Source organism: Candidatus Paceibacterota bacterium (assembly GCA_028714635.1).
Lineage (GTDB): Bacteria > Patescibacteriota > Minisyncoccia > Phycocordibacterales > JAQTLZ01 > JAQTLZ01.
Window position 1 is genome coordinate 1 of sequence record JAQTLZ010000004.1, and the last position, 21,587, is coordinate 21,587.

22 protein-coding genes and 1 tRNA gene are annotated in these 21,587 nt (G+C 44.5%); 1 reads left to right on the forward strand and 22 read right to left on the reverse strand.

All coding sequences use genetic code 11. The features are described from left to right. The coding region (locus tag PHS53_03210) for a hypothetical protein (protein ID MDD5357125.1) at positions 1 to 405 on the forward strand (405 nt) is incomplete at its 5' end. Between the two features lie 76 nt (positions 406 to 481). Here PHS53_03210 and PHS53_03215 read toward each other — a convergent pair. The 22 genes from PHS53_03215 to PHS53_03320 all read right to left on the reverse strand — a co-directional run bounded on the left by PHS53_03215 (position 482) and on the right by PHS53_03320 (position 21,572). Next, on the reverse strand, positions 482 to 1,609 hold the full coding sequence (locus tag PHS53_03215) for a UDP-N-acetylglucosamine--N-acetylmuramyl-(pentapeptide) pyrophosphoryl-undecaprenol N-acetylglucosamine transferase (protein ID MDD5357126.1): 1,128 nt from the start codon (positions 1,607 to 1,609) through the stop codon (positions 482 to 484). 13 nt (positions 1,610 to 1,622) lie between these two features. Continuing rightward, a complete protein-coding gene (locus tag PHS53_03220; protein MDD5357127.1) occupies positions 1,623 to 2,723 on the reverse strand; it encodes a putative peptidoglycan glycosyltransferase FtsW in 1,101 nt (366 codons plus the stop codon). Between the two features lie 54 nt (positions 2,724 to 2,777). Further along, on the reverse strand, positions 2,778 to 3,851 hold the full coding sequence (locus PHS53_03225; GenBank protein MDD5357128.1) for a hypothetical protein: 1,074 nt from the start codon (positions 3,849 to 3,851) through the stop codon (positions 2,778 to 2,780). Between the two features lie 38 nt (positions 3,852 to 3,889). Further along, positions 3,890 to 5,806, reverse strand: coding sequence for a hypothetical protein (locus PHS53_03230; GenBank protein MDD5357129.1), 1,917 nt, complete (start codon positions 5,804 to 5,806; stop codon positions 3,890 to 3,892). Between the two features lie 57 nt (positions 5,807 to 5,863). Next, a complete protein-coding gene (scpB, locus tag PHS53_03235; GenBank protein ID MDD5357130.1) occupies positions 5,864 to 6,418 on the reverse strand; it encodes an SMC-Scp complex subunit ScpB in 555 nt (184 codons plus the stop codon). 4 nt (positions 6,419 to 6,422) lie between these two features. Further along, the gene (locus tag PHS53_03240) at positions 6,423 to 7,157 is read right to left on the reverse strand and encodes a ScpA family protein (protein ID MDD5357131.1); all 735 of its coding nucleotides are present in this window, start codon (positions 7,155 to 7,157) and stop codon (positions 6,423 to 6,425) included. Beyond that, entirely contained in the window at positions 7,158 to 8,561 is a 1,404-nt protein-coding gene (gene aspS / locus PHS53_03245; GenBank protein ID MDD5357132.1) for an aspartate--tRNA ligase, read from the reverse strand. A 211-nt stretch (positions 8,562 to 8,772) separates the two neighbouring features. After that, on the reverse strand, positions 8,773 to 9,717 hold the full coding sequence (trpS, locus tag PHS53_03250; protein MDD5357133.1) for a tryptophan--tRNA ligase: 945 nt from the start codon (positions 9,715 to 9,717) through the stop codon (positions 8,773 to 8,775). Between the two features lie 41 nt (positions 9,718 to 9,758). Continuing rightward, positions 9,759 to 10,550 (reverse strand): tryptophan synthase subunit alpha, encoded by a 792-nt coding sequence (gene trpA, locus PHS53_03255; GenBank protein ID MDD5357134.1) that lies wholly within the window; start codon positions 10,548 to 10,550, stop codon positions 9,759 to 9,761. Then, complete coding sequence (gene trpB / locus PHS53_03260) at positions 10,540 to 11,766, reverse strand: tryptophan synthase subunit beta (protein ID MDD5357135.1); 1,227 nt, start codon at positions 11,764 to 11,766, stop codon at positions 10,540 to 10,542. The genes trpA and trpB overlap by 11 nt, the downstream gene beginning before the upstream one ends. Before the next feature lie 93 nt (positions 11,767 to 11,859). Beyond that, positions 11,860 to 12,180 (reverse strand): hypothetical protein, encoded by a 321-nt coding sequence (locus PHS53_03265; GenBank protein ID MDD5357136.1) that lies wholly within the window; start codon positions 12,178 to 12,180, stop codon positions 11,860 to 11,862. Positions 12,181 to 12,523: 343 nt separating this feature from the next. Next, positions 12,524 to 13,933, reverse strand: coding sequence for a GAF domain-containing sensor histidine kinase (locus PHS53_03270; protein MDD5357137.1), 1,410 nt, complete (start codon positions 13,931 to 13,933; stop codon positions 12,524 to 12,526). 6 nt (positions 13,934 to 13,939) lie between these two features. Next, positions 13,940 to 14,215 (reverse strand): hypothetical protein, encoded by a 276-nt coding sequence (locus PHS53_03275; GenBank protein ID MDD5357138.1) that lies wholly within the window; start codon positions 14,213 to 14,215, stop codon positions 13,940 to 13,942. 15 nt (positions 14,216 to 14,230) lie between these two features. Further along, a complete protein-coding gene (locus tag PHS53_03280; GenBank protein MDD5357139.1) occupies positions 14,231 to 14,998 on the reverse strand; it encodes a hypothetical protein in 768 nt (255 codons plus the stop codon). 108 nt (positions 14,999 to 15,106) lie between these two features. Further along, the gene (locus tag PHS53_03285; protein MDD5357140.1) at positions 15,107 to 15,640 is read right to left on the reverse strand and encodes an SET domain-containing protein-lysine N-methyltransferase; all 534 of its coding nucleotides are present in this window, start codon (positions 15,638 to 15,640) and stop codon (positions 15,107 to 15,109) included. Beyond that, positions 15,627 to 16,199, reverse strand: a complete 573-nt coding sequence (locus tag PHS53_03290) for a hypothetical protein (GenBank protein MDD5357141.1) — start codon at positions 16,197 to 16,199, stop codon at positions 15,627 to 15,629. Before PHS53_03290 ends, PHS53_03285 begins: the two co-directional genes overlap by 14 nt. 10 nt (positions 16,200 to 16,209) lie before the next feature. Further along, the gene (locus tag PHS53_03295) at positions 16,210 to 16,692 is read right to left on the reverse strand and encodes a pyruvoyl-dependent arginine decarboxylase (GenBank protein MDD5357142.1); all 483 of its coding nucleotides are present in this window, start codon (positions 16,690 to 16,692) and stop codon (positions 16,210 to 16,212) included. A gap of 151 nt (positions 16,693 to 16,843) precedes the next feature. Next, positions 16,844 to 16,929: transfer RNA gene (locus PHS53_03300), tRNA-Tyr, on the reverse strand. Positions 16,930 to 16,936: 7 nt separating this feature from the next. Then, positions 16,937 to 17,797, reverse strand: a complete 861-nt coding sequence (locus PHS53_03305; protein MDD5357143.1) for a prephenate dehydratase domain-containing protein — start codon at positions 17,795 to 17,797, stop codon at positions 16,937 to 16,939. An 11-nt stretch (positions 17,798 to 17,808) separates the two neighbouring features. Next, positions 17,809 to 19,041 (reverse strand): tyrosine--tRNA ligase, encoded by a 1,233-nt coding sequence (tyrS, locus tag PHS53_03310; protein ID MDD5357144.1) that lies wholly within the window; start codon positions 19,039 to 19,041, stop codon positions 17,809 to 17,811. Between the two features lie 192 nt (positions 19,042 to 19,233). Next, positions 19,234 to 20,328 (reverse strand): 3-deoxy-7-phosphoheptulonate synthase, encoded by a 1,095-nt coding sequence (locus PHS53_03315; GenBank protein ID MDD5357145.1) that lies wholly within the window; start codon positions 20,326 to 20,328, stop codon positions 19,234 to 19,236. Positions 20,329 to 20,687: 359 nt separating this feature from the next. Then, the gene (locus PHS53_03320; GenBank protein ID MDD5357146.1) at positions 20,688 to 21,572 is read right to left on the reverse strand and encodes a prephenate dehydrogenase/arogenate dehydrogenase family protein; all 885 of its coding nucleotides are present in this window, start codon (positions 21,570 to 21,572) and stop codon (positions 20,688 to 20,690) included. Between the last annotated feature and the right edge of the window lie 15 nt (positions 21,573 to 21,587).

The following is a 21,587-nucleotide window of genomic DNA, read 5'->3' on the forward strand; positions in this document are numbered from 1 at the left end:
GCTGTTTTGTTTACGGACTGTCTTGGCTGTATCGCAACACTAGTCTTCATTGTGGTGCGACGCAAAGCAAAGCTTGATGTGGAAGTATTCGATCGAGCTATTATGCTCATCAGTCTCATTGGGTTGGGATTGTGGTGCTTACTTAGGACTTCTAAGTGGGGTCACATACTCAACTTGGGAGCATATAGTCTCGCATTTGTTCCCACCTATAGATCTGTTCTTAAAAACCCCAGCGCTGAACCGACAAAGGTTTGGCTTATGTGGTCAGTTTCTCTGTTTATAAATATCGCTGCGCTTACATTGAAGCCTGAAACGCAAAATATGGACTATATAAGTCCATTGGTGTATTTATTTCACCACAGCGCAATGGTTCTCTTGTCAATGCGAAGGTTACGAATTAAATAGCAAGCCTCGCGCGGAAAAGTTCTTACTTTCTCCACGTGAGGCTTTTCTGTTTACCAAAAAGTTTGCGGGGAGCGTCCTACTTTTCGTGGCCTAGCCCAATCTGTATGATTTCTTTAGCGATCACCTCTGCCGAATCAAGCCGGGCAAATCCTTTCGCCATTTCCTTCATTCTCTCTCGTTCCGCTGGATTTTCCATAAGTCTTCGAATTTCTTCGGAAAGTATATGCGAGTTCAAATTCGCTTCTTCGATGATAACTGCCGCTCCACTTCTTGCGTAGGCGTAAGCATTTTTTCTCTGGTGATCTCCCTGTGAGTCAGTGATAGGAATGAGAATTGAAGGAATTCCCCACACAGCAATTTCGAATATCGTTGAACCTGCGCGGGAAATAATAAGGTCCGCGCTTCCGGCGCTCATCTGCATCGCAAGATCGTTCAAATAATCAAATGGATGATACCGATGTTCAAATTCGTTATCTTTTAAAATAACTTTTGACGTATTTAGTATTTCATTATAATTCGCCTTCCCTGTCTGATGAATGATCTGATATTTTGAGATGAGTCCTGGAAGAGAATCGATAATCACGTCATTTATAACTTCCGAACCGAGCGAACCTCCGAGAATTAAAAGAGTCGGAGTGCTCTCTTCAAGCTTTAAAAATTCGTGCCCCCCGCTTTTTTGCACCGTCATGAGTTCCCGTCGAACAGGATTTCCTGTGTATGCAGTTTTGCCTTTAGGAAAATATTCAGCAGCGCTCGGGTATGAAAGAGCGATTTTTTTTGCGAATTTTCCTGCCCAAAGGTTCACTCTTCCTGGAACACTGTCAGATTCATGAATAACGACTGGAATGCCGAAAAATCGCGCTGCGAAAAGCGCTGGGTAGCTCGCGTATCCCCCCTTGGCAAAAACCACATCAGGGAAAATGGTGAACATTTTCCAAAGAGCGACAAGGATACCGAGCGCGGTAACAAAAAGATCAAAAAAATTGGCGACAGAGAAATACAGTCTTCTTTTTCCTGCGGGGATTCTCACAAACGTGATGTCATTGTCAAAAAGCCGCGCCTCGTGATATGGAGTTGGCGCCATGTAATATAATTTTGCGTCGAGGAGCTTATTTTGCCTCGCCTCTTTCTGTAATTCTTCGGCGATAGCTATGAGAGGATAAAAATGTCCACCCGTGCCTCCTCCAGTTAAAACAATTTTCATTTGTATTTTAAATTTATCCTATCGCCCTCCGTCGTGAAATATTAAGAAGAATACCGACTTCTGCCATTCCGACAAGAAGCGCTGTGCCTCCCTGGCTCACGAAAATAAGCGGAACGCCGGTGAGCGGGAGAATCCCAAGCATAGAGCCGATATTCAGGAACGATTGGGACACAATTAGTATAACAATTCCTACGACAAGCAGTCTACCAAACACATCGCTTACTTTTGAGGCCATCCGAAGCGCTCGAAGTGCAAAGAAAATGTAAAGAAGCACAAGAAGAAGGCTCCCAATGAAGCCAAATTCTTCTCCGGCCACAGCAAAAATAGAATCTCCTATCGGTTCTGGAAGATAATTGAATTTCTGGACGCTTTGTCCGAACCCCCTTCCAAAAAATCCGCCGGAACCGATCGCGATAAGCGATTGTTGAATTTGATACCCCGAGCCAAGAGGATCGCGCGCCGGGTCCAGAAAGGTTAAAAATCTCTCACGAATGTATGGCCGCATGTAGAAAAGTCCCGCTATGCCAACAGCACAAAGGAGAAAAAGAATGAGAATATCTCTCCATCGTCCTCCTCCCGCGACGAACATTCCAACCAGACTCGCGAAAATAACTAGAAAGGTGCCCGTGTCTGGCTCGAGAAGGACTAATACGGCCGCGACGAAAATAACAATAAGAAGCGGGAAAAGACCGTATTGGAGTTTGGAAATCTTTTCGCGCACTTTCGAAAGCCATGCCGCATAATAAATAATGAGTCCTAGTTTCAAGAATTCTGCCGGCTGAAGAGAGATTCCTGCAATATCTATCCACCGTTTTGCTCCGCCGTGAGCAAATCCGATTCCTGGTATAAAGACGAGTGTTGCAAAGCAAATAGATGCGATAGCGATAAAAAAAGCATATTTACGCCAATGAGTGTAATCAGTTTTCAGTGTGATAAAAAAAGCGATCGAACCTAAAATAACGCCCACAAGTATTTGTTTTATTGCCACTTGAGAAAATATGCCCTCTCCGCGAGTGAGGAGCCCAAGGGATGCGGAAGTGAAAATAAAAAATCCCACGAAGATGAGAATTGCAAAACAAGCAAGGAGGACTTTATCTACGCGAGCATGGCTCATGGTGTGATAATTATATCACAACACGAAAGAGCTTCCGAAGATTTAAGAAGCCTTTTATTTCCCTATTAAGGCGAGTATGAGTCCCAAAATTGCAAAGAGAATTCCGATGATCCAATAACGCATCGTCACTTTATACGCTGGCCAGCCGAGGGCTTCAAAGTGGTGATGGAGCGGAGCGACAAGAAAAACTTTCTTTCCTCTGTATTTTTTGGAAAGCACTTGGATAATGTTTGAGAGTGTTGTGAGAACGAGCGGTAATGCGATGACTGGAAGCACTAATATGCCATATCCGCCCGCGAGTGAATCAGTAAGAAATGCCACTACTGCAAGGGCGATAGTAAGGCCCATTGTCCCCGTTTCAGACATATAATACCGGGCCGGTGGGATGTTAAACCACAAAAATGCCAATATTCCTCCCACAAAAGTGGCGCAAAGAGCCGCCAAGTCTATTTGATTTTGGTAGAAAGCGATTCCGGCATACGCGGCAAACATACTCGCAAAAACTCCTCCCGCGAGGCCGTCAATGCCGTCGATAACTCCGCCAGAATAGATAAAAACGGTGACCGCCATAAAAAACGGAATAAAGAGAAGTCCAAGCTGTAATTCAAAATGAAATGGAAGTCCAATCGAAGAAACTCCGAGCTTAAAATAAAACCAGCATGCACAGAGAAGGCTGATAAGGAGCACTACAAAAAGTCTTTTCTTGAGCGAGAGCCCTCCTGCGATATGATCTCGGCTCCCCTTTATCTCGAGCCAGTCATCAACGAGTCCTACAATGGCCCCAAAGAAAAGTGTCGAGAGAGGCAACCATGTTTGGTTTCGGGAAAGGAAATCTATTTTATGCGAAAGTGCTCCTGGGAAGATCTTTGCGAGAAAAAAGAAAAAGAGGACCGTGATGATGGCGCTCCCCCAGATCACAATACCTCCCATCCGCGGAGTGCTCACCTCCCTTTCTTTATGGAGAGAATTAAATATGGGCGTCGCATTTCCTTGCATATCGACTTTCCCCGCCTTTTTCTTCCACATTTCGTGCTTGTAGAGGTAATTCGTGAGGAACGGGGTGATCAAAATACCCATGCAGAAGGCCACGGTTGAGGGTAGGAAAACTTTTACGATGTCGATTATCATGTTGGGAGATTATATAGTGGAATGCTTATTTTTTCCAGCTATTTTATTATCGAATTTAAAAGCTTTTTCATTTCTCCGAAATTATCATCAGAATGCAAAATAATTGAGATAATCGCAGTGTCAGGATACATACTTCCTGTTATCAGGACGAGATTTTTCTTCGCCATCGGCGTTTCTCCTGTTTTCCCACCGAGTACCAAAAACGGCAATGTTTCGCTAAGAAGTTTATCCGTATTTATCAAATGATGCGCTACCCCAGCGGTATTAGTGACTGTCGCTTCTTTATTGCGAGTGATTGTCAAGATTTCAGGATGATTTTTTAAAATATTTTCTGCTAAAAGAAAGAGATCGGAAGCTGTTGAATAGTTTACCTCGCTTTCGATAACAGAATCGAGCCCGGCCGGGTTTCCAAAATAAGTATTTTTCATTCCGAGCGTCTGCGCCTTTGCATTCATAAGTACCACAAAATCACTTTTCGCCTCCGCAAACGCAAAAGCGGAATCATTATCTGATGGGAGGAGAAGGATCGTAAGAAGAGAATCTCTGTCGAATATTTCGCCAGCGTGAATTTCTCCCGCACTTCCCTTTCCTGCCAAACTATCTTTGTCGATAGTAATCAGGGTATTTTGAGGAATATTTTCCACCGCCACCAGCGCAGTCATAAGTTTCGTTACACTTGCGATCGGTAATTTTTGATTTATATTTTTTCGAGCGAACTCAAGCGGTTTATCGTTCCCAGTCACGAGCTTTGAAAAGTAAGAGGTCGCAGAAAGATTCAATTTTTCTTCCGCTGTCTGCGGTTTTGGCTCATCGGGTTTGGGCGTAACTGTTAAGTTTTCGGGTATCTTTATTACAATTTCTGGCTGAATCTGGAAACTCGAAGACCACACATCCCCATTCCAATTCCAATTGCTGTCCATTCCTCCCATCACCCAAATTTTGTCGTTGAATACGATGACGCCATGGTCTTCCCTGCCCTTCCACTCATAATCATCGGGAGCTTTGGTCCATTCAATTCCGTCAGTGCTATACCACGCGTCACCTTTGCCCTCATTACTTGCAGAATGAAGCCCGCCAATAAGCCACATTAGCCCTCGGTAATTTACTATTTCTTGCCCCTGTCTTTCTCCCCAGGGCGCAGTTGCGTTCACAAGATCCCAATGTTCCCCATCACTTGAAGACCATTCATCGCTGTAGCCGACGCCTCCAAAATTCATCCCTCCGGCGATATACATTTTTCCATTCCATACACCAAGTGCGTGGTCCCATCTCGAATGCCAGGGCGCATTTGTTGTCACAGCTCCCCAGTGGATCCCGTCGTCAGATGACCAAACGTCGTTGAACGTTTTCCTTCCAAAATAATCCACGCCCCCGACAAGCCATAGTTTCCCATTCCATTCGAGCACGATCTGCCCCTCACGTTCCGGGTAATCCGGTTTTTCCACCACTTTTTTCCAATGAATTCCGTCGGTCGAGCTCCAAATGCCGTTTTTATATTGAAGTCCATCATGAGGACTCCATCCTCCGTACATGTAAAGAGTGCCTTTAAAATTGACGACTGATGCAGAACGGATGTAAGGAAAATCGGCATGCTCTACTACTCTCGTCCAGTTCACGCCATCCGACGTATTCCAAATGTCGTTGTAATAAATTGCCGACTCGTAATCGGGAATCCCATCTACTTTTGATGCATCAGAATCAAGCCCGCCAAGAACCCACATCTTGTTATCAAATACAAACACGGAATGAGAATCGCGTTTCGGCCAACCCTGCGCACTTGTTTTTGTCTGTATCCACGTAAGTGAGCTTGGGTCGATTTCGGGCGTTGGTGTCGGGGTCGGAGTCGCCCTTGTAACTATATTGCGAACTTTCTTGAGATTATCTTTGTTTTGCAAAAAAAATCCTCCAGCAACAAGGATGATAATTACAAGTACAGAAAATAATATTTTTTTCATGTTTGATAAAAAGAAATAAAGTATATATCCCTAATTCGCGCGAATAAGGGGTATATGCTAAATGCTCTCTTTTTCTTCTGGTTCCTTTGCGCTTTCTTCAAATTTCTTTATCTCCTCTTTTACTCGCGTATATTCGGGCAGGTCCTCGATTTTTTCGAGTCCCAAATGCGCAAGGAGTTCAAGGGTTGGTTTATAGAGGAAACTTCTCTGATCTTTCTCTGCGGGCACTTTTTCTACGAGACCCCGGATGAGAAGATTTCGAAGAATAAAGGTCGAATTTACGCCTCGAATGTAGTCGATTTCTCTTCTTGCGATCGGTCCCCGATAAATAATGATGGAAAGTGTTTCAAGTCCCGCTTTTCCAATATCCCTTGAGAGTTCTTCTTTGGTGAGTTTTTCGATGATTTCGTCTGCTTTCGAAGCTGTCCCAAGGGCTACTTCATCTCCAATACGCAGAAGCCGGATTCCTCTCGTTTTTAATTTTTCTTCAAGCACTTTCAAACCATCCTGAATTTCAGCGGAATTTTTCTCGAGAATTTGAGAAAGTTTTTTTATTGAGACAGCTTCGCCTTTGAAAAACAAAACTGCTTCTAATGTTGTTTCGAGATCCATTTTTTTAATTTCCGTATTTAGGAAGTCCCACTTCGTTTGATTCGATCATGATGTCATCGTGTTTCGATTCTTGTACAACAGAGACAACACCCTGTTTTACCAGTTCAAGAATTGCCAGAAAACTTACGATGACATTGATTTTATCATCCTTTCCGACTTTTGCGAGGTCTTTAAAACCGATCTTGAGGCTTTTTTGGATGCGTACTGTCAGGTTTCCTATCATTTCCTCGAGGCTTATGATTTTTTTCACAACCGCCTTCGGTAAGAATTCTTTTTTCGGCAAGCTTTGAAGTACCCGCTCCATCGCAGAGAGCATGTTCGGAAGAGTCGTGTCTTTGTCAGGCGAGAAAACGGGGTCAAATTTTCGCATCTGCGGAGCAAAGATCATCTCTTTTCCGAAACGTTCGGCAATGTGCACACTCAATTCTTTTATTTCCTTGTAGATTTTCAGCCGGCGTTCGAGCTCATCAATAGACTGTTCCTCTTCTTCAGAAAGCGAAAGATTCGGCAACAGCGAGCGGGATTTGATGAGAAGAAGTGTAGAGGCGATCAAAATAAAATTCGCGCTCTCCCCCATCGTCTGATTTCCATTATTTTTTATATACCCGATATAATCATCAGTAATTTGAGCCAGCGAAATTTCGTTGATGAGAAGTTTCCGTTTTTCGATAAGGGAAAGCAGAAGGTCCAATGGTCCTTCAAATTTCTCCGTTTTTATTTTGTAGGTCTGGTTGTCCACCTATTTTTTCTTTTCTTTCACAATGCTGATTCCAAGTTCCTGAAGTTGTTCTTCGGTAATCGTCGTCGGTGCGCCCATCATCGGGTCCTTCCCTTCTCCTGTTTTAGCGAATGGAATAACTTCGCGGATGTTCGGTTCATTATTGAGGAGCATGAGAAGACGGTCAAATCCCCAGGCGATTCCTCCATGGGGAGGCGTACCGCTTCCAAGCGCAGTAATCATGTGTCCGAAATTATGCTGAATTCTCTCTTCAGAATAGCCCATGATCTCAAATACTTTCTTGAGCGCTTCGGGATTGTGATTTCGTATAGATCCTCCAGCAACCTCACAGCCATTTAGAACAATATCGTATTGAGTCGTCTTTATTTCTGCGATGTCTTTCTTTTCCATAAGAGATTCCATATGTTCTTTTGCTGGCCGAGAAAATGGATTGTGGGTGAATGTCCATCCGCCATTATCGTCTTTTTCAAAGAATGGAAAATCAATTACCCACAAAAATGCCAGAAGGTTCGGATCTTCTTTATTCTCTCGAATGTCCGGTTTATCAACTCCGTATTTTTTCATCGCTTCGTCATAGCTCATTCTTGGGAAAGGAATCTGCTGGATTTTCTTTTCAGGATAAAGTGTTTTCACCATTTCGATAAGAAGCTTTTCATTGATCGCCATTACATCTTCGCGTTCAACAAAGCTCATCTCCATATCGAGCTGGGTAAATTCCGGCTGTCTATCCCCTCTCGTATCTTCATCTCGCATACATCGGGCAAATTGAAAATATTTTTCGAATCCTGCTGACATGAGAAGCTGTTTGTATTGTTGCGGAGATTGTGGAAGTGCGTAGAAATGTCCTCTTTCTAAGCGCGATGGCACGACGTAATCCCGCGAACCTTCTGGGGTTGCCGTGGATAGGAGCGGAGTTTCGATTTCAGTGAATTTTTCTTCAGTGAGACGGTTTCGCAGAAAATGCTGAATAGCATGCCGTGCTCGGATATTTTTCTGCATTCGAGGCCGTCGCAAGTCGAGATAGCGGTATTTAAGCCGGGTTTCTTCGTTTATTTCTGTTCCTTCCCCTGCAATATCAAATGGCGGTGTGGTCGCTTCGTTCAAAACGGTAATTGAAAGAATTTCAACTTCTACCGCACCATTTGGTTTTTCTTTCTGAATATTTTTTTCTGGACGAGCGTTTACTTTTCCATGGACTTCAACAACCCATTCGGAACGGAGTTTGCTCCCTACTGCGTGTGCCTCTGTCGCCTTCGGCAAGATAACACCCTGTACGGTGCCGGTCATATCGCGGAAATCAAAAAAGATGAGCTTTCCCTGATCGCGTCGAACATCCACCCATCCGGCTATCATCACCTCTTTTCCCGCCATCTCTTTCAACTCACCAATGTATGTTCGTTGCATATATTTTTTCCGGAGTAACAAAAAAGCCCCTCCGAATTCATTAATTCTAATAAATTCGCAGGGGCGATTTCGTCGCGGTGCCACCCTGTTTTATATCTTTTTACTGCTATATCGGGCTTACCCGGAAGAATCTACTAGCCGTTAAGCGTTCTTTCTTCATCCTCGCCGGTGTCAGCCGGGTCGTTGGTATTCATATAGTACCACCTTTCCTTTAGAGCGCAACTCCTATTTTTTCTCGAACAATCTTCATTTTTGCTTCGGCTCGCTCGCGGGCTCGCTCGCCCCCCTCTTTCAGAATTTTGATGACCGCCTTTTTGTCTTTTGCCAGAGCTTCGCGCTTTTCTCGCATTGGCTTTATGAACGCAATCATATCTTCTATAAGTGCATCTTTGAGGTCTTTATACTTGCCCTTTTTCTCTTCGTAGAGTGCATCGAGTGATGCTTTGTCTTTGATGAGTGAATGAATTGCATATACATTCGTTGGCACTCCCGCACTTGAATCCGTGACAATTCCCATGACCGTTTTTTTGATTTCTTCGTCAGAAGCGAAAAGTGAGATGGTGTTGTTGTAACTTTTCGACATCTTCTGTCCGTCAATTCCAGGAACCACCTTTACTGAATCTAGGATAAGCGGTTCTGGCATTTTGAATGTATCTCCGAAAATCCTGTTGAATTTTTCTGCTGTGTCTCGAGTGATTTCGATATGTTGTTTCTGATCGAGACCGGTCGGCACGACATTTGCGTCTTGGATTAATATGTCGGCGGCCATAAGAAGAGGATAATCAAAAAGACCGACATTTATTTCTTTATTCTTAGCCTCCGCATCCTTAAAAGCGTGTGCACGCATAAGGTACGGCATAGTCGTAAGGCAATTGAATATCCAGCCAAGTTCGGCTACTTGCGGGACATCAGATTGTTTGTAAAGCACTACTTTTTTTGGATCAAGTCCGATCGCAAGATAATCCAGTGCGACGCCAATAATATTCTCGCTCATCTCTTCCTTATTCTGAACTGTAGTGAGTGCGTGAAGATCAGCGATGAAAATGTAGCTCTCGTGATTCTCTTGAAGGTCAACGAATTGCTTCATGGCGCCGAAGAAATTCCCGATATGAGGCCGGCCAGTTGGCTTTACTCCTGAAAGCAAGATTTTTTTCATGGCCTTAATAATACCAAAATAAGCCCATTCTGTATAACTAGTTATTGATTCAACCTCACTACGAACTTTTCAATAGTCTTCAGTATATTTTGTGTTGGAGTTTTTTGTATAAGATCAATAACTGCACTGCCAATGACCGCAATATCTCCCTCGGGTTTTATTTCTTTTATGTCTTTGTGAGAGGAAATTCCAAATCCGACAGCTAACGGCAAATGAGAACTTTTTTTTACTCTTTTAAGATAGGAATGCAAGTCACTCGCAAATCTTTTTCCAGTTCCGGTAGTTCCCTGTCTCGATGTGCAGTAGAGAAAGCCAGTTGCTTGTCTAGAAATTTTCTCGAGCCTCTCTTTTTCTATCGCTGGAGAGAGAACATAAATCAAATGAATCCCTTTTCTTGTTGCTTGTTTCTTTAATTCCTCTCCCTCTTTGGAGTCATGGGGAAGATCAGGGACAATTACTCCAGAAATTTTATGTTTCTTGCACTCATCGCAGAATTTTTCGATACCCATATGAATAACAATATTCGCATATGTCATAAGCACCACAGGAGTTTTTAAAGTTTTGTCTACGAATGCAGCCAACGCAAAACTATCTTTTACTTTGGTTCCATTATCGAGGGATTTCTGACAAGCTTCAACAATAAGTGGTCCGTCTGCCATTGGGTCAGAAAAAGGGACTTGGATTTCGATAATATCTGCCCCACCGGCCACGAGCGACTGCGCAATTTTTTTTGAGAGAGCAAGGGTCGGATATCCAGTTACAAGATGGGCCATAATCCCCGTTTTTTTCCCTGCACCGAATTTTTCTATTGTGCGGTCAAGATTATTTTTCATATCTTTGAATTTCCTCTGCGAGAAACTTTTTAAATTCCTTATGATTGAGATATCTTGTGAGATTGAAGAGGTCTTTATCCCCTCTTCCTGATACGTTTACCACTACCACTTCTTTTTTCGAGAGTTTCGGCAGTATTTTATACGCATATGCAAGCGCGTGGGAAGATTCAAGCGCAGGAATAACCCCCTCATATTTTGCCGTAAGAAGGCATGCTTCCACAGCTTTTTTATCAGTTGCAGATTGAAGTTCAACTCTTTTTTCTCGAAAAAGTGTCGCGAGTTCCGGTCCCATGCCCGGGTAATCTAATCCCGCCGCTACGCTATGCGTTGGGGCGATATGTCCTTCGCTTGTCTGAAGAAAAAGTGATTTATACCCTTGAAAGATCCCGAGGCTGCCATTTTCTTTTCGCATAGCATTTTCCCCGACTCTTTTTCCGATTCCTCCCGCTTCAACTCCGATAAGTCGCACCCCTTTTTCTTTCACAAAATCGTAAAATGCGCCGATCGCGTTGCTCCCGCCTCCTACGCAGGCGACAACTACATCAGGAAGCTTTTTTTCTGCTTTTCTTGTTTGCTCACGAATTTCTTCTCCGATAATCGACTGGAAAGTCCTGTTCATTTCTGGATATGGATGGGGGCCGAGTACTGAACCAATCACATAATAACTTTCATCCGAATGTGCCATCCAATATTTGAGGGCTTCGTTTACAGCATCTTTGAGGGTCTTGCTTCCCGAAGAAACACTTATAACCTCTGCTCCAAGTTGTTCCATCCAGAAAACGTTCGGTCTTTGCCGGGCGATATCAACTTCTCCCATAAATATTTTGCACTTAAAACCGAATTTTGCGGCAACGGTTGCAGTTGCGACTCCGTGCTGGCCTGCCCCGGTCTCTGCAATCAGCTCTTTTTTCCCTAGTCTTTTTGCAATGAGTGCTTGGCCCAAGCAGTGAGTGATTTTGTGAGCGCCTGTATGGTTTGCACCTTCATTTTTGAGATATAACTTCCCGCCGCCAAAATGTTTGGTGAGATTTTCAGCATAAATAAGCGGAGTTGGCCGTCCGCTGTAAGAGTGGAGAAGTTCTCGAAATTTTTTCTGAAATTGAGTATCTTTCAGAGCTTTCTCAAATTCGATTTCTATTTCTTTGAGTGCGTGAACAAGCATCTCTGGAACATATGCTCCGCCGTATGTATTTTTTTGTTTTTCTTTTCTTTTCATTGAATTTTAACTAATAGTAACTGAAAACATTTGATTTTAATAGAAGGCCTCGTCGTGATTGCACGAGGCCTTTTTGTAACAGAGAGCGCTCTTTTATTGCACCCAAGTTCGCGGGTCTTTCTCGCCGGTTTTGGGGCGGAGACCAAAACTCACCAAGCGTCCCCGCATTGTATCCACGAGTCCGTTGGCCACGCCCTCGTTTTGAGCGAGTTTCGCCTCTTCCTCGGGAGTGAGGCGCTCCTTGAGGAGAAGCTCAAGGAGCTCTGTCCGGTCAGTTCTTGTTTCCATCATCTTTTCCTTTCTGCTCGCCCTCAGGCGAAGCTCGGTAATTTCTGGATCGCTTGCCACATTGGAAGCGAACCCCGTTGACTTGGTGAAATCTCTCTTTTTAAATGAACCATTTTTACAACGCAAAAATCCCCGTCTCTTTGCACAGCGAAAAATTGTGCAGAGGGACGGGGATTTTTAATCCACGTGTTGCCACCCTTGTTTTGGTACGAAAAAACCGCTAGCGCGGATTTTTGTTCCACTCATCGACTCATACGCCTTTCGGCAGACATCGATTATCCTTGTAACGGAGGAGACCGGATTTCCACTTGCGCAGAAATCATCTTTCCAGCACTTATTTTTGAGAAAAATAAGTGCTGGATGCATAGGCCCAATCCCTTAAGCCTAAGCCAAGGGACCTATACGTAGATATTGCAGTTGTAAAGAATCTATATTGATAATACTGCGAGTAAAAACAATGTCAAGCTTCTTATTTTCCCTGCAGTTCTACCAAGAAAGTAGAACCCTTCCCCTCCCCTTCTGATTCCGCCCAGACACGCCCGTGGTGAGCATCTACCATCTTTTTTGCTACATACAGTCCGAGACCAGTTCCGTGGATATTCGTTGCTTGCGCGTCTTTTGCCCGGCTGAATTTTTCGAAGAGTTTCGGCATTGTTTCTTTAGCGATACCCACACCCGTATCGGAAACAGCAAATGTGATTTTCTTCGTCGCATCATCTTTTTTGAGACTGACAGTCATCGAACCCTTGGGCGTATATTTTACAGAGTTGTCGATAAAATTGACCAAAATCTGTTTCAGTTTTTGTTTGTCGCCGTTCATCATATAAGTCTTCCCCTCTTCCGGTTTGAATGCGAACGCAAGTCCGGCCTTTTCTATATTTGGTTTCTGTTCACTGATCACCTCTTCGGTAAGGACCTTAAAATCAAAGTCAGCCATGTCGTACTTCATATTTCCTTGCTCGATTCGCGATACATCCAAAAAGTCGGCGACCATAGAAGTCAGAGTTTGAGTTGAATGATAAATAATATCTACCGCTCCTTTCAATTCGGGCGAGACTGTCCCGAATTCTCCTTCAAGAATAAGGGAAGCATAGCCTTTGATTGCCGTCATCGGACTTCGAAGTTGATGCGATGCAAGTCCAAGGAATTCTGATTTGAGTTGGTCGAGCTCTTTCAGCTTGTCGTTGGCAACCGCAAGATCCTCATTGGTAACCTGCAATTCTTGATACAAATATGCTTTATCGAGGGCGATAGAAATCACGTTTATAAAACTCCCTATAGAATCTTTCTCATACTGGATGAGTTCGTCATAATTTCGGTTAAGTCCGAACATGAGGACGCCGAGATTTTTCCCATCAGTGAAAAGCGGATACATAAGGATGCTTTTCAGATGAGTGTTTTCTTGGAACTCTTTCAGCGTTTTCTCGGACACATTTTTCCCCCAAAGTTCGGTTATGTTTTCAATATGCACCATCTGCTTGTCTCGCAGGACTTTTCCGAGGATTGGATGCGTAGAGGCGGAAGGAAAATGAAAAGAATCGATATGGACTTGCAATTTCGCCCGAGTCGCATTCCATCTTTCTGAACGGGCAAATTCCGACGGCACCAGCTCGTCCCGGTTGCCATTGTAAGAAAAAAAGGCTACGAGCTCGTATTCAAAAGCTTTGAGGATCTGCTCTGCCAGTTTTCCCGCAAGAATATTCGGCTCCAGATTCTGGATGCTCGTTTGATAGAGTTCTCGAAGGAGAGAAAGCGTCTTGTTTTTTATCGCAAGCTCATGGTTTTGCTTGTAGAGGCTTTCCGCCGCTTTTTTGAGTTCATCCTCGTGAGGAGTTGAAGGGCTCTTTAAAGCCTGGCTTTTTGTTTTTCGAAGAAACATTTTTCATTATCTAAGACTAGAGGGAATCTCTTCAGGTTTAAGTTCCGCAATCATGCTAGCCACCGCCTCTCGGCACACCTCATGAGACGCCTTTCCGAACAAACGTTCATACTGGCTGACAAGTCGGTTCACTACTTCCTTTTGATCTCCGTTGTTGAAAGCGATGTGATGATCACTCACTTGAAGTCCCTGAACCTTGCCCGCCTCGCTCCAAGCAAGAGGGCCGATAACAAGCTCCTGCTCTTTGATGATCTTTGTGGCAATTTGATCGAGGGTGGTCATAAAAGTTTGTAGATTTTATTTCTCTGTCTTGTTGAGTAAGTGCGGGTCAAAAAGACTTAAGCCGACACTTAATACAAACATTGCAGTTGTAAAAAGAAGATCGTTCCAATTGGCAACATCGAATGTCTCTTGAGTGGTAGTATAAGAAAAGCTGAAGTCAGCCAAGTAATTCAAAACAAAACCAAGCATTATTACTATGATGGGAAATTTAAAGAACCCACCGAGATAATTAAAGGAAAGACTATAAACAAGCGCCGTGATGGATAGGATTACTATATCACCTATAGGATAGGCTAGATCAAAAAATAATTTAAGACTTCCCCCAGACAGATCGATGACGCCGCCTCTTCCAATAACAAACAACAGATAATAAGACAAGAAAATAGTAACAAGTGGGATGATGAGTAAAAAAACTTTTCCACTCATCTTTTTTAACTGGTATTTAAGTCCAATTGCGGGTGAAAGATATAATATTCCAATAGTCCACAAAGGCCAACTCACAATGTATGCGACATCAGCTAGGGATGGATAGGGTACGGCAATATCTAGAAAAAGATTATAATAAGCAAAGATAAGTGTTCCGATTGCCCACGTCAAGAGACCTGTCGAGAGAAAGATCACAGACTTGCCGGTTGAACTTCTAAAACCACCCCACCTTTTTGCCTTTATCAACCCTACGATGCCTCCGATAACAGTAAGTACACCAATCGCTCCACCGAAAAGATAATTTTCTGTGGTGTCTATTATGCCCCGGTTGAATATAGTCAACCACCAGAGCAACATTACAATGTACAGGCCTATTATTAGAAATCCTGATTTGCTTATTCTTTTATCCATAGTATCTATAAATTATACTACCCTCTTGTTTTTGTATCAAACTCTCTTATGCACCTATACACTCCCCTTCCTATCATTGTAAATATTTTTTAGATACTTTGAAACGGAGCCTGTCTCAAGGGCTTTTTTGCGATGACGCTTTTGTAGCTGCGAAAATGAAGAAATAATTCCAAAGCATGTTTCTTCACCACATACACATTTCACAAAATTCTCATCTGCTCCCTTTATCCACCCATGTTCTGACATCCAGTATGCATACGTTATTTCTTCACCTTTTTTGATGTTCTTTGTTGCTACAAAATCGGGAAAACCGTCAGATCGAGTTTTAATATGCGTATTTGGATTACACGAATGATTCCAATATTTACCTGTCAATTTGAGAGGTAAATAATGTTTATTGTGATCAATCTGTATTGATATGTGTGGAGTTTGATGATCGACTATTTTACCGAAACCGCTTATAACAATCTCACCTTTTTTCAAATCTCTTTTTGCAAAATATGTATAACCATAACCCTTCGGGGATTTTGCCGTATAAACGTTTTGATTATTGAATTCGATAATTTTATCTAGTTTATTTTTTTTCATGAAGGAATGTAAGAAAAAATACTAGACCCGTATTAAAAACCATATAAGCCGGATAAGATACAATTGAAATACTGAAACTCTGAAGTGCAAACAGGTTTATAATACTTGCCACAAAACTTATACTCCACGCAAATCTGTCTTCACTTTTTGGATTTTTATAAGTTTTTAATACTGTAGGAATGAGACCAAGAAAATCTATCACAATTCCCATAAGAAGTGCAATGAGGGGAGATCCGGTGGTCATCCAAAGAATGACACTTATAATAACTCCCCCTATGCATATTTTGTCCAAGGTGGTCCATCCTCCAACACCATATTTAATCGACAGGAATGCAATAAATGCTTGAACAAAAAAATAAGATATGGGTACCCAGATAGTGCTTGTTGCGCCGGAGGTATAATAGCTTGCAAGAAGAGTAAATCCGACAAACGTCCAGATGAACCATGTTGCTCTCTGTGGTTTGCTTTCTCCGCGCAGTATTGATCTGGTATAGGGGATAAAAGCACAAAAAGACAAAACGCCAGCCAATATTCCCAAAATCGGATGAATGTCTAGCATAGATCAGCTTTTACTCCCATCCTTCGGATTTGTAAACCGCAGCCACAAGTGCGCAGACAGGTTTTGACTCGCATTTTATTCCGCAGATTTCGCTATGGATCTCTCCGTATTCTTCTTTACGATACCTCACCATGCTGATGATGCTTTCATTGATAAGTCGTTCGATCTGGGCTCGGTCCGCTCCCTCGTGTTCAACAAAAAGTCCCCGTTTCGGATCCGTTTTCGACATCACCCAGCCGACTCCTGCCCACGCTTCCTTCCCTATTTCATTTTCTATCTGCGAAGCATAAACGACATAGAGTTTATTACCGAAGTCTGTTGAGCCATTCATTTTTATTTTCTCTGCTTTCGGTGCGTATCCTTCTGGAATTATGGAAGAAAGGCGGATCAAATTGTAGTTTGCAATTCCCGCGTCAAACAAAGCGGCGTCAAAAGCCGATAACTTTGTCTCCCCTGTCCCTGAACCCTTGGTAACTTTTATGATTTTTTGCATGTTTGAATAGCATCTATTTTACCAAAATATAGGGAAAAGAGGAGTTTTTTATGCACAGGAGAAGTCTGCCTTTATCGCAACAAAAATCTACTTATAAAAATAACTCCCATCGTGAGACGGGAGTTGATTCATTACTATGTTTCAAAAGAACTGGTGGGTAGGGTGGGATTCGAACCCACGTAGGCGTTAACCAACGGTTTTACAGACCGTCCCCTTTAGCCGCTCGGGCACCTACCCAGTCCAGTTACTTCGTAGTTCCTGCGGGATAGGATCCCAGCACCAGGGGAGCATCCATTGAAATACCGCTTGCGCACAACTGATCGTAAGCATCTTCCATCCTTTGTTCGCTGTAACTTCCAGCGAACTCAACTAGGAAGGTGTACTCCCATTTCCTGCCCGGAATCGGGATGGGAGTGCAGAGAAGGAGATTGATTCCCCTCTCGGCGAACGGAGCAAGCGCTTTCACGAGACCGCCCGGTTTGGGATGGTCCAAGTTTATAAGCAAGCAGGTCTTGTCGTTCTCGGTTGACTTTGCCCTCTTCGTACCCACTATCCAAAAGCGGGTGAAGTTGTTGGTATTGTTCGTGATCGATTCAGGATCCAGACGAACCAATTCGTACTCCTGTTCGGCCTTTGCTGTGCTGATTGCCACACAGGAGGGATCCTTACTCGCCATCTCGGCCGCCTTGCTGTTCGAAGCGACCGATTCGATCGGGATATCGTTATTGGCTTTTTTGAAGGCGGCAAGTTTTTGCGAACACTGCCCCTGCGCGACCGGCTGCGCGTAGATTTTGGTCGGCGCACTGCCGTCATTTTGCTTGCGGAACAGAAACAGCTTGATTGGCACTTCAACTTCACCGGAGATTTTCAGACCATGGGCTCTGCTGAGCTTGTCGATGGCGTAGATGCTTTCGGTGACCATGCCCTCGATGACATTCTCAACTCCCATTACTCCGAAATCTACATCACCCCTGCCGGCTGCCCGGCAGACATCGGTATGACTGGAAAAGGAGACAAATTCAACATCTCCTTCGCCCTTGAAGAACCTTTCGGCAGCTTCGAAGCCGAAAGTGCTCCTTCCCGGACCTAAGTATCCAACCCTCATGAGGAGTCTCCTTATTCCACCTTGACTTGGTGGTGTTGTTTTTTCCCGTGGCGAATGATACAAACGCCACCTGAAAAAGAGCTTTGGTCAATCACGGCACCGATTGCAGTGACTTTCACATCATTCACATACGCTCCGCCTTGTTCGATAAGCCGACGAGCCGCTCCTTTCGAAGCTGCAAGCCCCGTCTCAACCAACAAGTCGATCACAGAAATTCCTGCGGCGACTCTCTCTTTGGTGACGAGTGTGGTCGGAAGCGCCGTGCCGTCCGCGGATTCTTTTGAGAAAGCCGCTCGAGCCGTTCTTTGCGCTTTTCCTGCTTCTTCTTCGCCGTGGCAAAGACGCGTTGCCTCGAAGGCAAGCACTTCTTTTGCCTGGCGAATATCGGCGCCCTGAAGTGCCCCTAGTTTCTCAATTTCCTCTATTGTGAGGAAAGTAAACATAAGCAGGAACCGGACAACATCGCGGTCGTCGCAATTGATCCAATACTGATAGAACTCATAGGGCGAAGTCTTGAGAGCATTCAGCCAAACTGCTCCAGCTTCGGTCTTCCCCATCTTCTGCCCCCTCGCGGTTGTGATGAGCGGGAAAGTGAGAGCAAAGACTGTCTGTCTTCTCACTTTCCTTACCAGATCGACGCCGGCCAGGATGTTCCCCCATTGGTCGTCGCCTCCTATCTGCAGCTTACAGCCGTACTGGTCGTGCAAAACGAGGAAGTCATACGCCTGCAAAAGCTGGTAGTTGAACTCAATGAATGAGAGTCCCTGCTCCAACTCGAGACGTTTCCTGTATCCCTCGTTCTTAATCATCTCGTTGACCTTGAAATGCTTGCCAATGTCGCGCAGGAACTCAATGTAATTGAGTTCCGCGATCCAATCTGCGTTGTCAATCAAGAGTCCTTGTTTTCCACCGAGAGTCAAGTAACGGTTGAACTGCAAAGAGAGCTTCGCCATGTTGCTCGCGACATCTTCGCGCGAGAGCATCTTGCGTAGCTCGGTCTTCCCACTCGGGTCCCCAATAAGACCGGTACCGCCGCCGATAATTGCTATCGGCTTATGACCAAGCTTCTGGAGATGAGCCATCGCCATGATCGGGATCAGACTGCCGATGTGAAAACTGTCGGCTGTCGGATCAAATCCTGCGTAGTAGGTTACCTCTGATCCAGAAAACAGGTCATGGAGGCCCTGTTCGTCCGAACATTGCTGCATGAATCCCCTCTTTTGGAGAATTTCTAGCGCGTTCACGTTCAGCTCCTTTCTGCCCCATTGTCTGGGAAATGTAAAGACCACTTTTGTCCTTTGCCTTTTAACGAACGTCCTTAGTCAAGCTTAGTAGAAGGAATACCCTTGTCAAGCAAGTTGTAGAAAAAGAAAAAAGCGGTTCACATGATAAGTGTGAACCGCTCTATAGAAAGGACAAAAAACTCATAAAAAGAACTACTGTTGCCAGGGCGCCCAGCCGTTGGAAACTGGCTTCAAAATCTCGAAAAGCTGACCACAGAGGTCATATGTCTCGCTCTGACCGATACAAGCATCAGTGACAGAGAGACCTCGCTTGCGAGTCTGAACCGTTTCCGGTGAAGGGAAATTCTGCTTTCCCTCATGGATGTAGCTCTCGAGCATTGCTATCCGGACGAGACCGTGCTCTGCGAATTGCCGGCCGGCGTCCAGAAAGATCGCACCCTGTTTTTTGCAGTCCTTGTTCGAATTGCCGTGAGATCCGTCAATAGCAACAGCGACATCAGGCAGGGCTTCAGAGACCAGAGCCACGTTTCCTGCATGAGAATTCGGCCCGCCATCTCCCCCGCGGAGAATGACATGCGCGTCCGAATTCCCCAAGGTTCTGACCTGCGAGTCATGGCCTTCAGGATTCGCAGCCAGAAGAGCGTGCGGCTTCCGAGCAGAACGGACAGCAGTGATTGCGTGCTTCAGCGAGCCGTCAGTGGTATTTTTCATACCCATGGGCATCGACATTCCACTTGCAAGAGCACGGCTGTCCGGAGCTTGAACCGTACGGGCGCCAATACAACCGTAGCTGTAATGGTGCGCGACGAGATTCGCGACAGTTGGACTCACAAACTCGCCGGCAAGCGGGAGCTTGGCCGAAAGTTTGAGAAGCAAATCCAGACTCATCGGAATGCCATTGACGTAATCGTACTCGCCCGTAAGGAAAGGGTCAGTAATGTAACCTTCCCATCCGCCCTCAGAGCGCGGCTTTTCCAGGTAGGTCCGCATACAGAACATAATGCGAGAACCGTACTCTTCGGTAAGTCGGAGCACAAAGTCCGAGTATTCAAAAGCTGTTTCAGGATCATCGATCGAGCAGGGCCCGAGAATGACCAGAAAAATGCTCCCTTGCTTGTGGACGATCTGTTTTATCTTCTGACGATGTCTTCTGATGGCTTCCTCTACGTGGGTTGGCGCAGCAAATTTTTCCGCCAGCTCATTTCGAGACAACAGCCGAGTGTACCCAGCGATGCGACAATCATCGAGTCTTTCATCGCCGCTGCTGCTTGTGTGAGCTCCGAGCATTGTAGTTCCCTCCGTTAGGTTTGCTTTTCAAAGTGTACGTAGCTTACCGCGAGCTACGCCAGAATCGGACATTTCCGATCTGGAGAATGAGTATTTGGCTTAGAACACGCATTCTTCAGAAAAGAAAAATCCCCCGTTTTGCGGGAGATTTCTTGATTTGCTAGTTCTGTTCAGTGTTTATCGAGTAGCAACAAAATCTCCCTTTTGAGAGTTAAAAAAGAAGTAAAAGAAACCCCATTTCTGTGCTGTCATGTTCATAAAATCAGTCTATCTCTAAGGATCTTTTTTGTCAAGACCTTAAGGGAAAGGATGATTTTCGGAATAAAAAAAGTGATTGCGTTATGCAATCACCCAAACTCCTATTTGAAAAGAGTTTTTGTCGAGTCGACAAACCACGCATTGATCCAATCTCTCGCTCGATCTCTTTCACAGAGAGAAATCGTGCGCACTAATTTGGATTGGGCTTTGATTTTCTTCCCAACATTTCCGAGAGACATTCCTCCCACCTCCTCGCACGCTTGATGTAGAGACAAAAGCAGACTACCCGGTGTTTCTCTCACGATTTCGTTTCGAAGCCATTCCGGAGTGCTATTTATAAGATGAAGATATGACCCGAAAATCGCGTTCGAGGCCGGTACAGCCCACTGCATAAGTTCTTCTTGCGTAGGGACAGGTCGATTGGAATCCTCGGCATACTTCTCGATAATTTTTTCAAGAACGATGGTCAACATCTCGGGGATGCTCAATGTAATTCCCATCATAAAGTCGTGTTTTCCCTCGGAACATGCAGGAAGAAATGAGATTCCCTTTTCCTTCAGGAAATTCAAGAGCATTTTCCCTCGAGGATGTTTTTCTCCTCGAGAAAGAGTTTGTATGAGAGCCCAGCGCTGGCCAATAAACGGGACTTTAGTTCCGTGCAGAGGGTGCAAAGAAAGGTGAGTTGCACCGGTCCTTGCAACAACCGCTCCCAATCCTCTTTTAAGGGAACAAACATCTACAACCAGTTGTTCTTTCTTAAACTTCTTCTCCACGAGCAGACTTTCTATGGAAGAGCGAGGAACGCTGAGCCATATAATATTCGCTTTCCACGTCTTTCTCCAATCGGAGCTGGTACTTTCACGATCAATTTTAATGACCGAAAATAAGGGAGAAAAAATGCTGGCTAATAGACGGCCCATATTTCCCTTAGCCCCAATAATAGCGAGAGTGGCAGATTGCTGATGTTTCTTTTTTAATCTTTTCACAGCAGGACTCCTTTC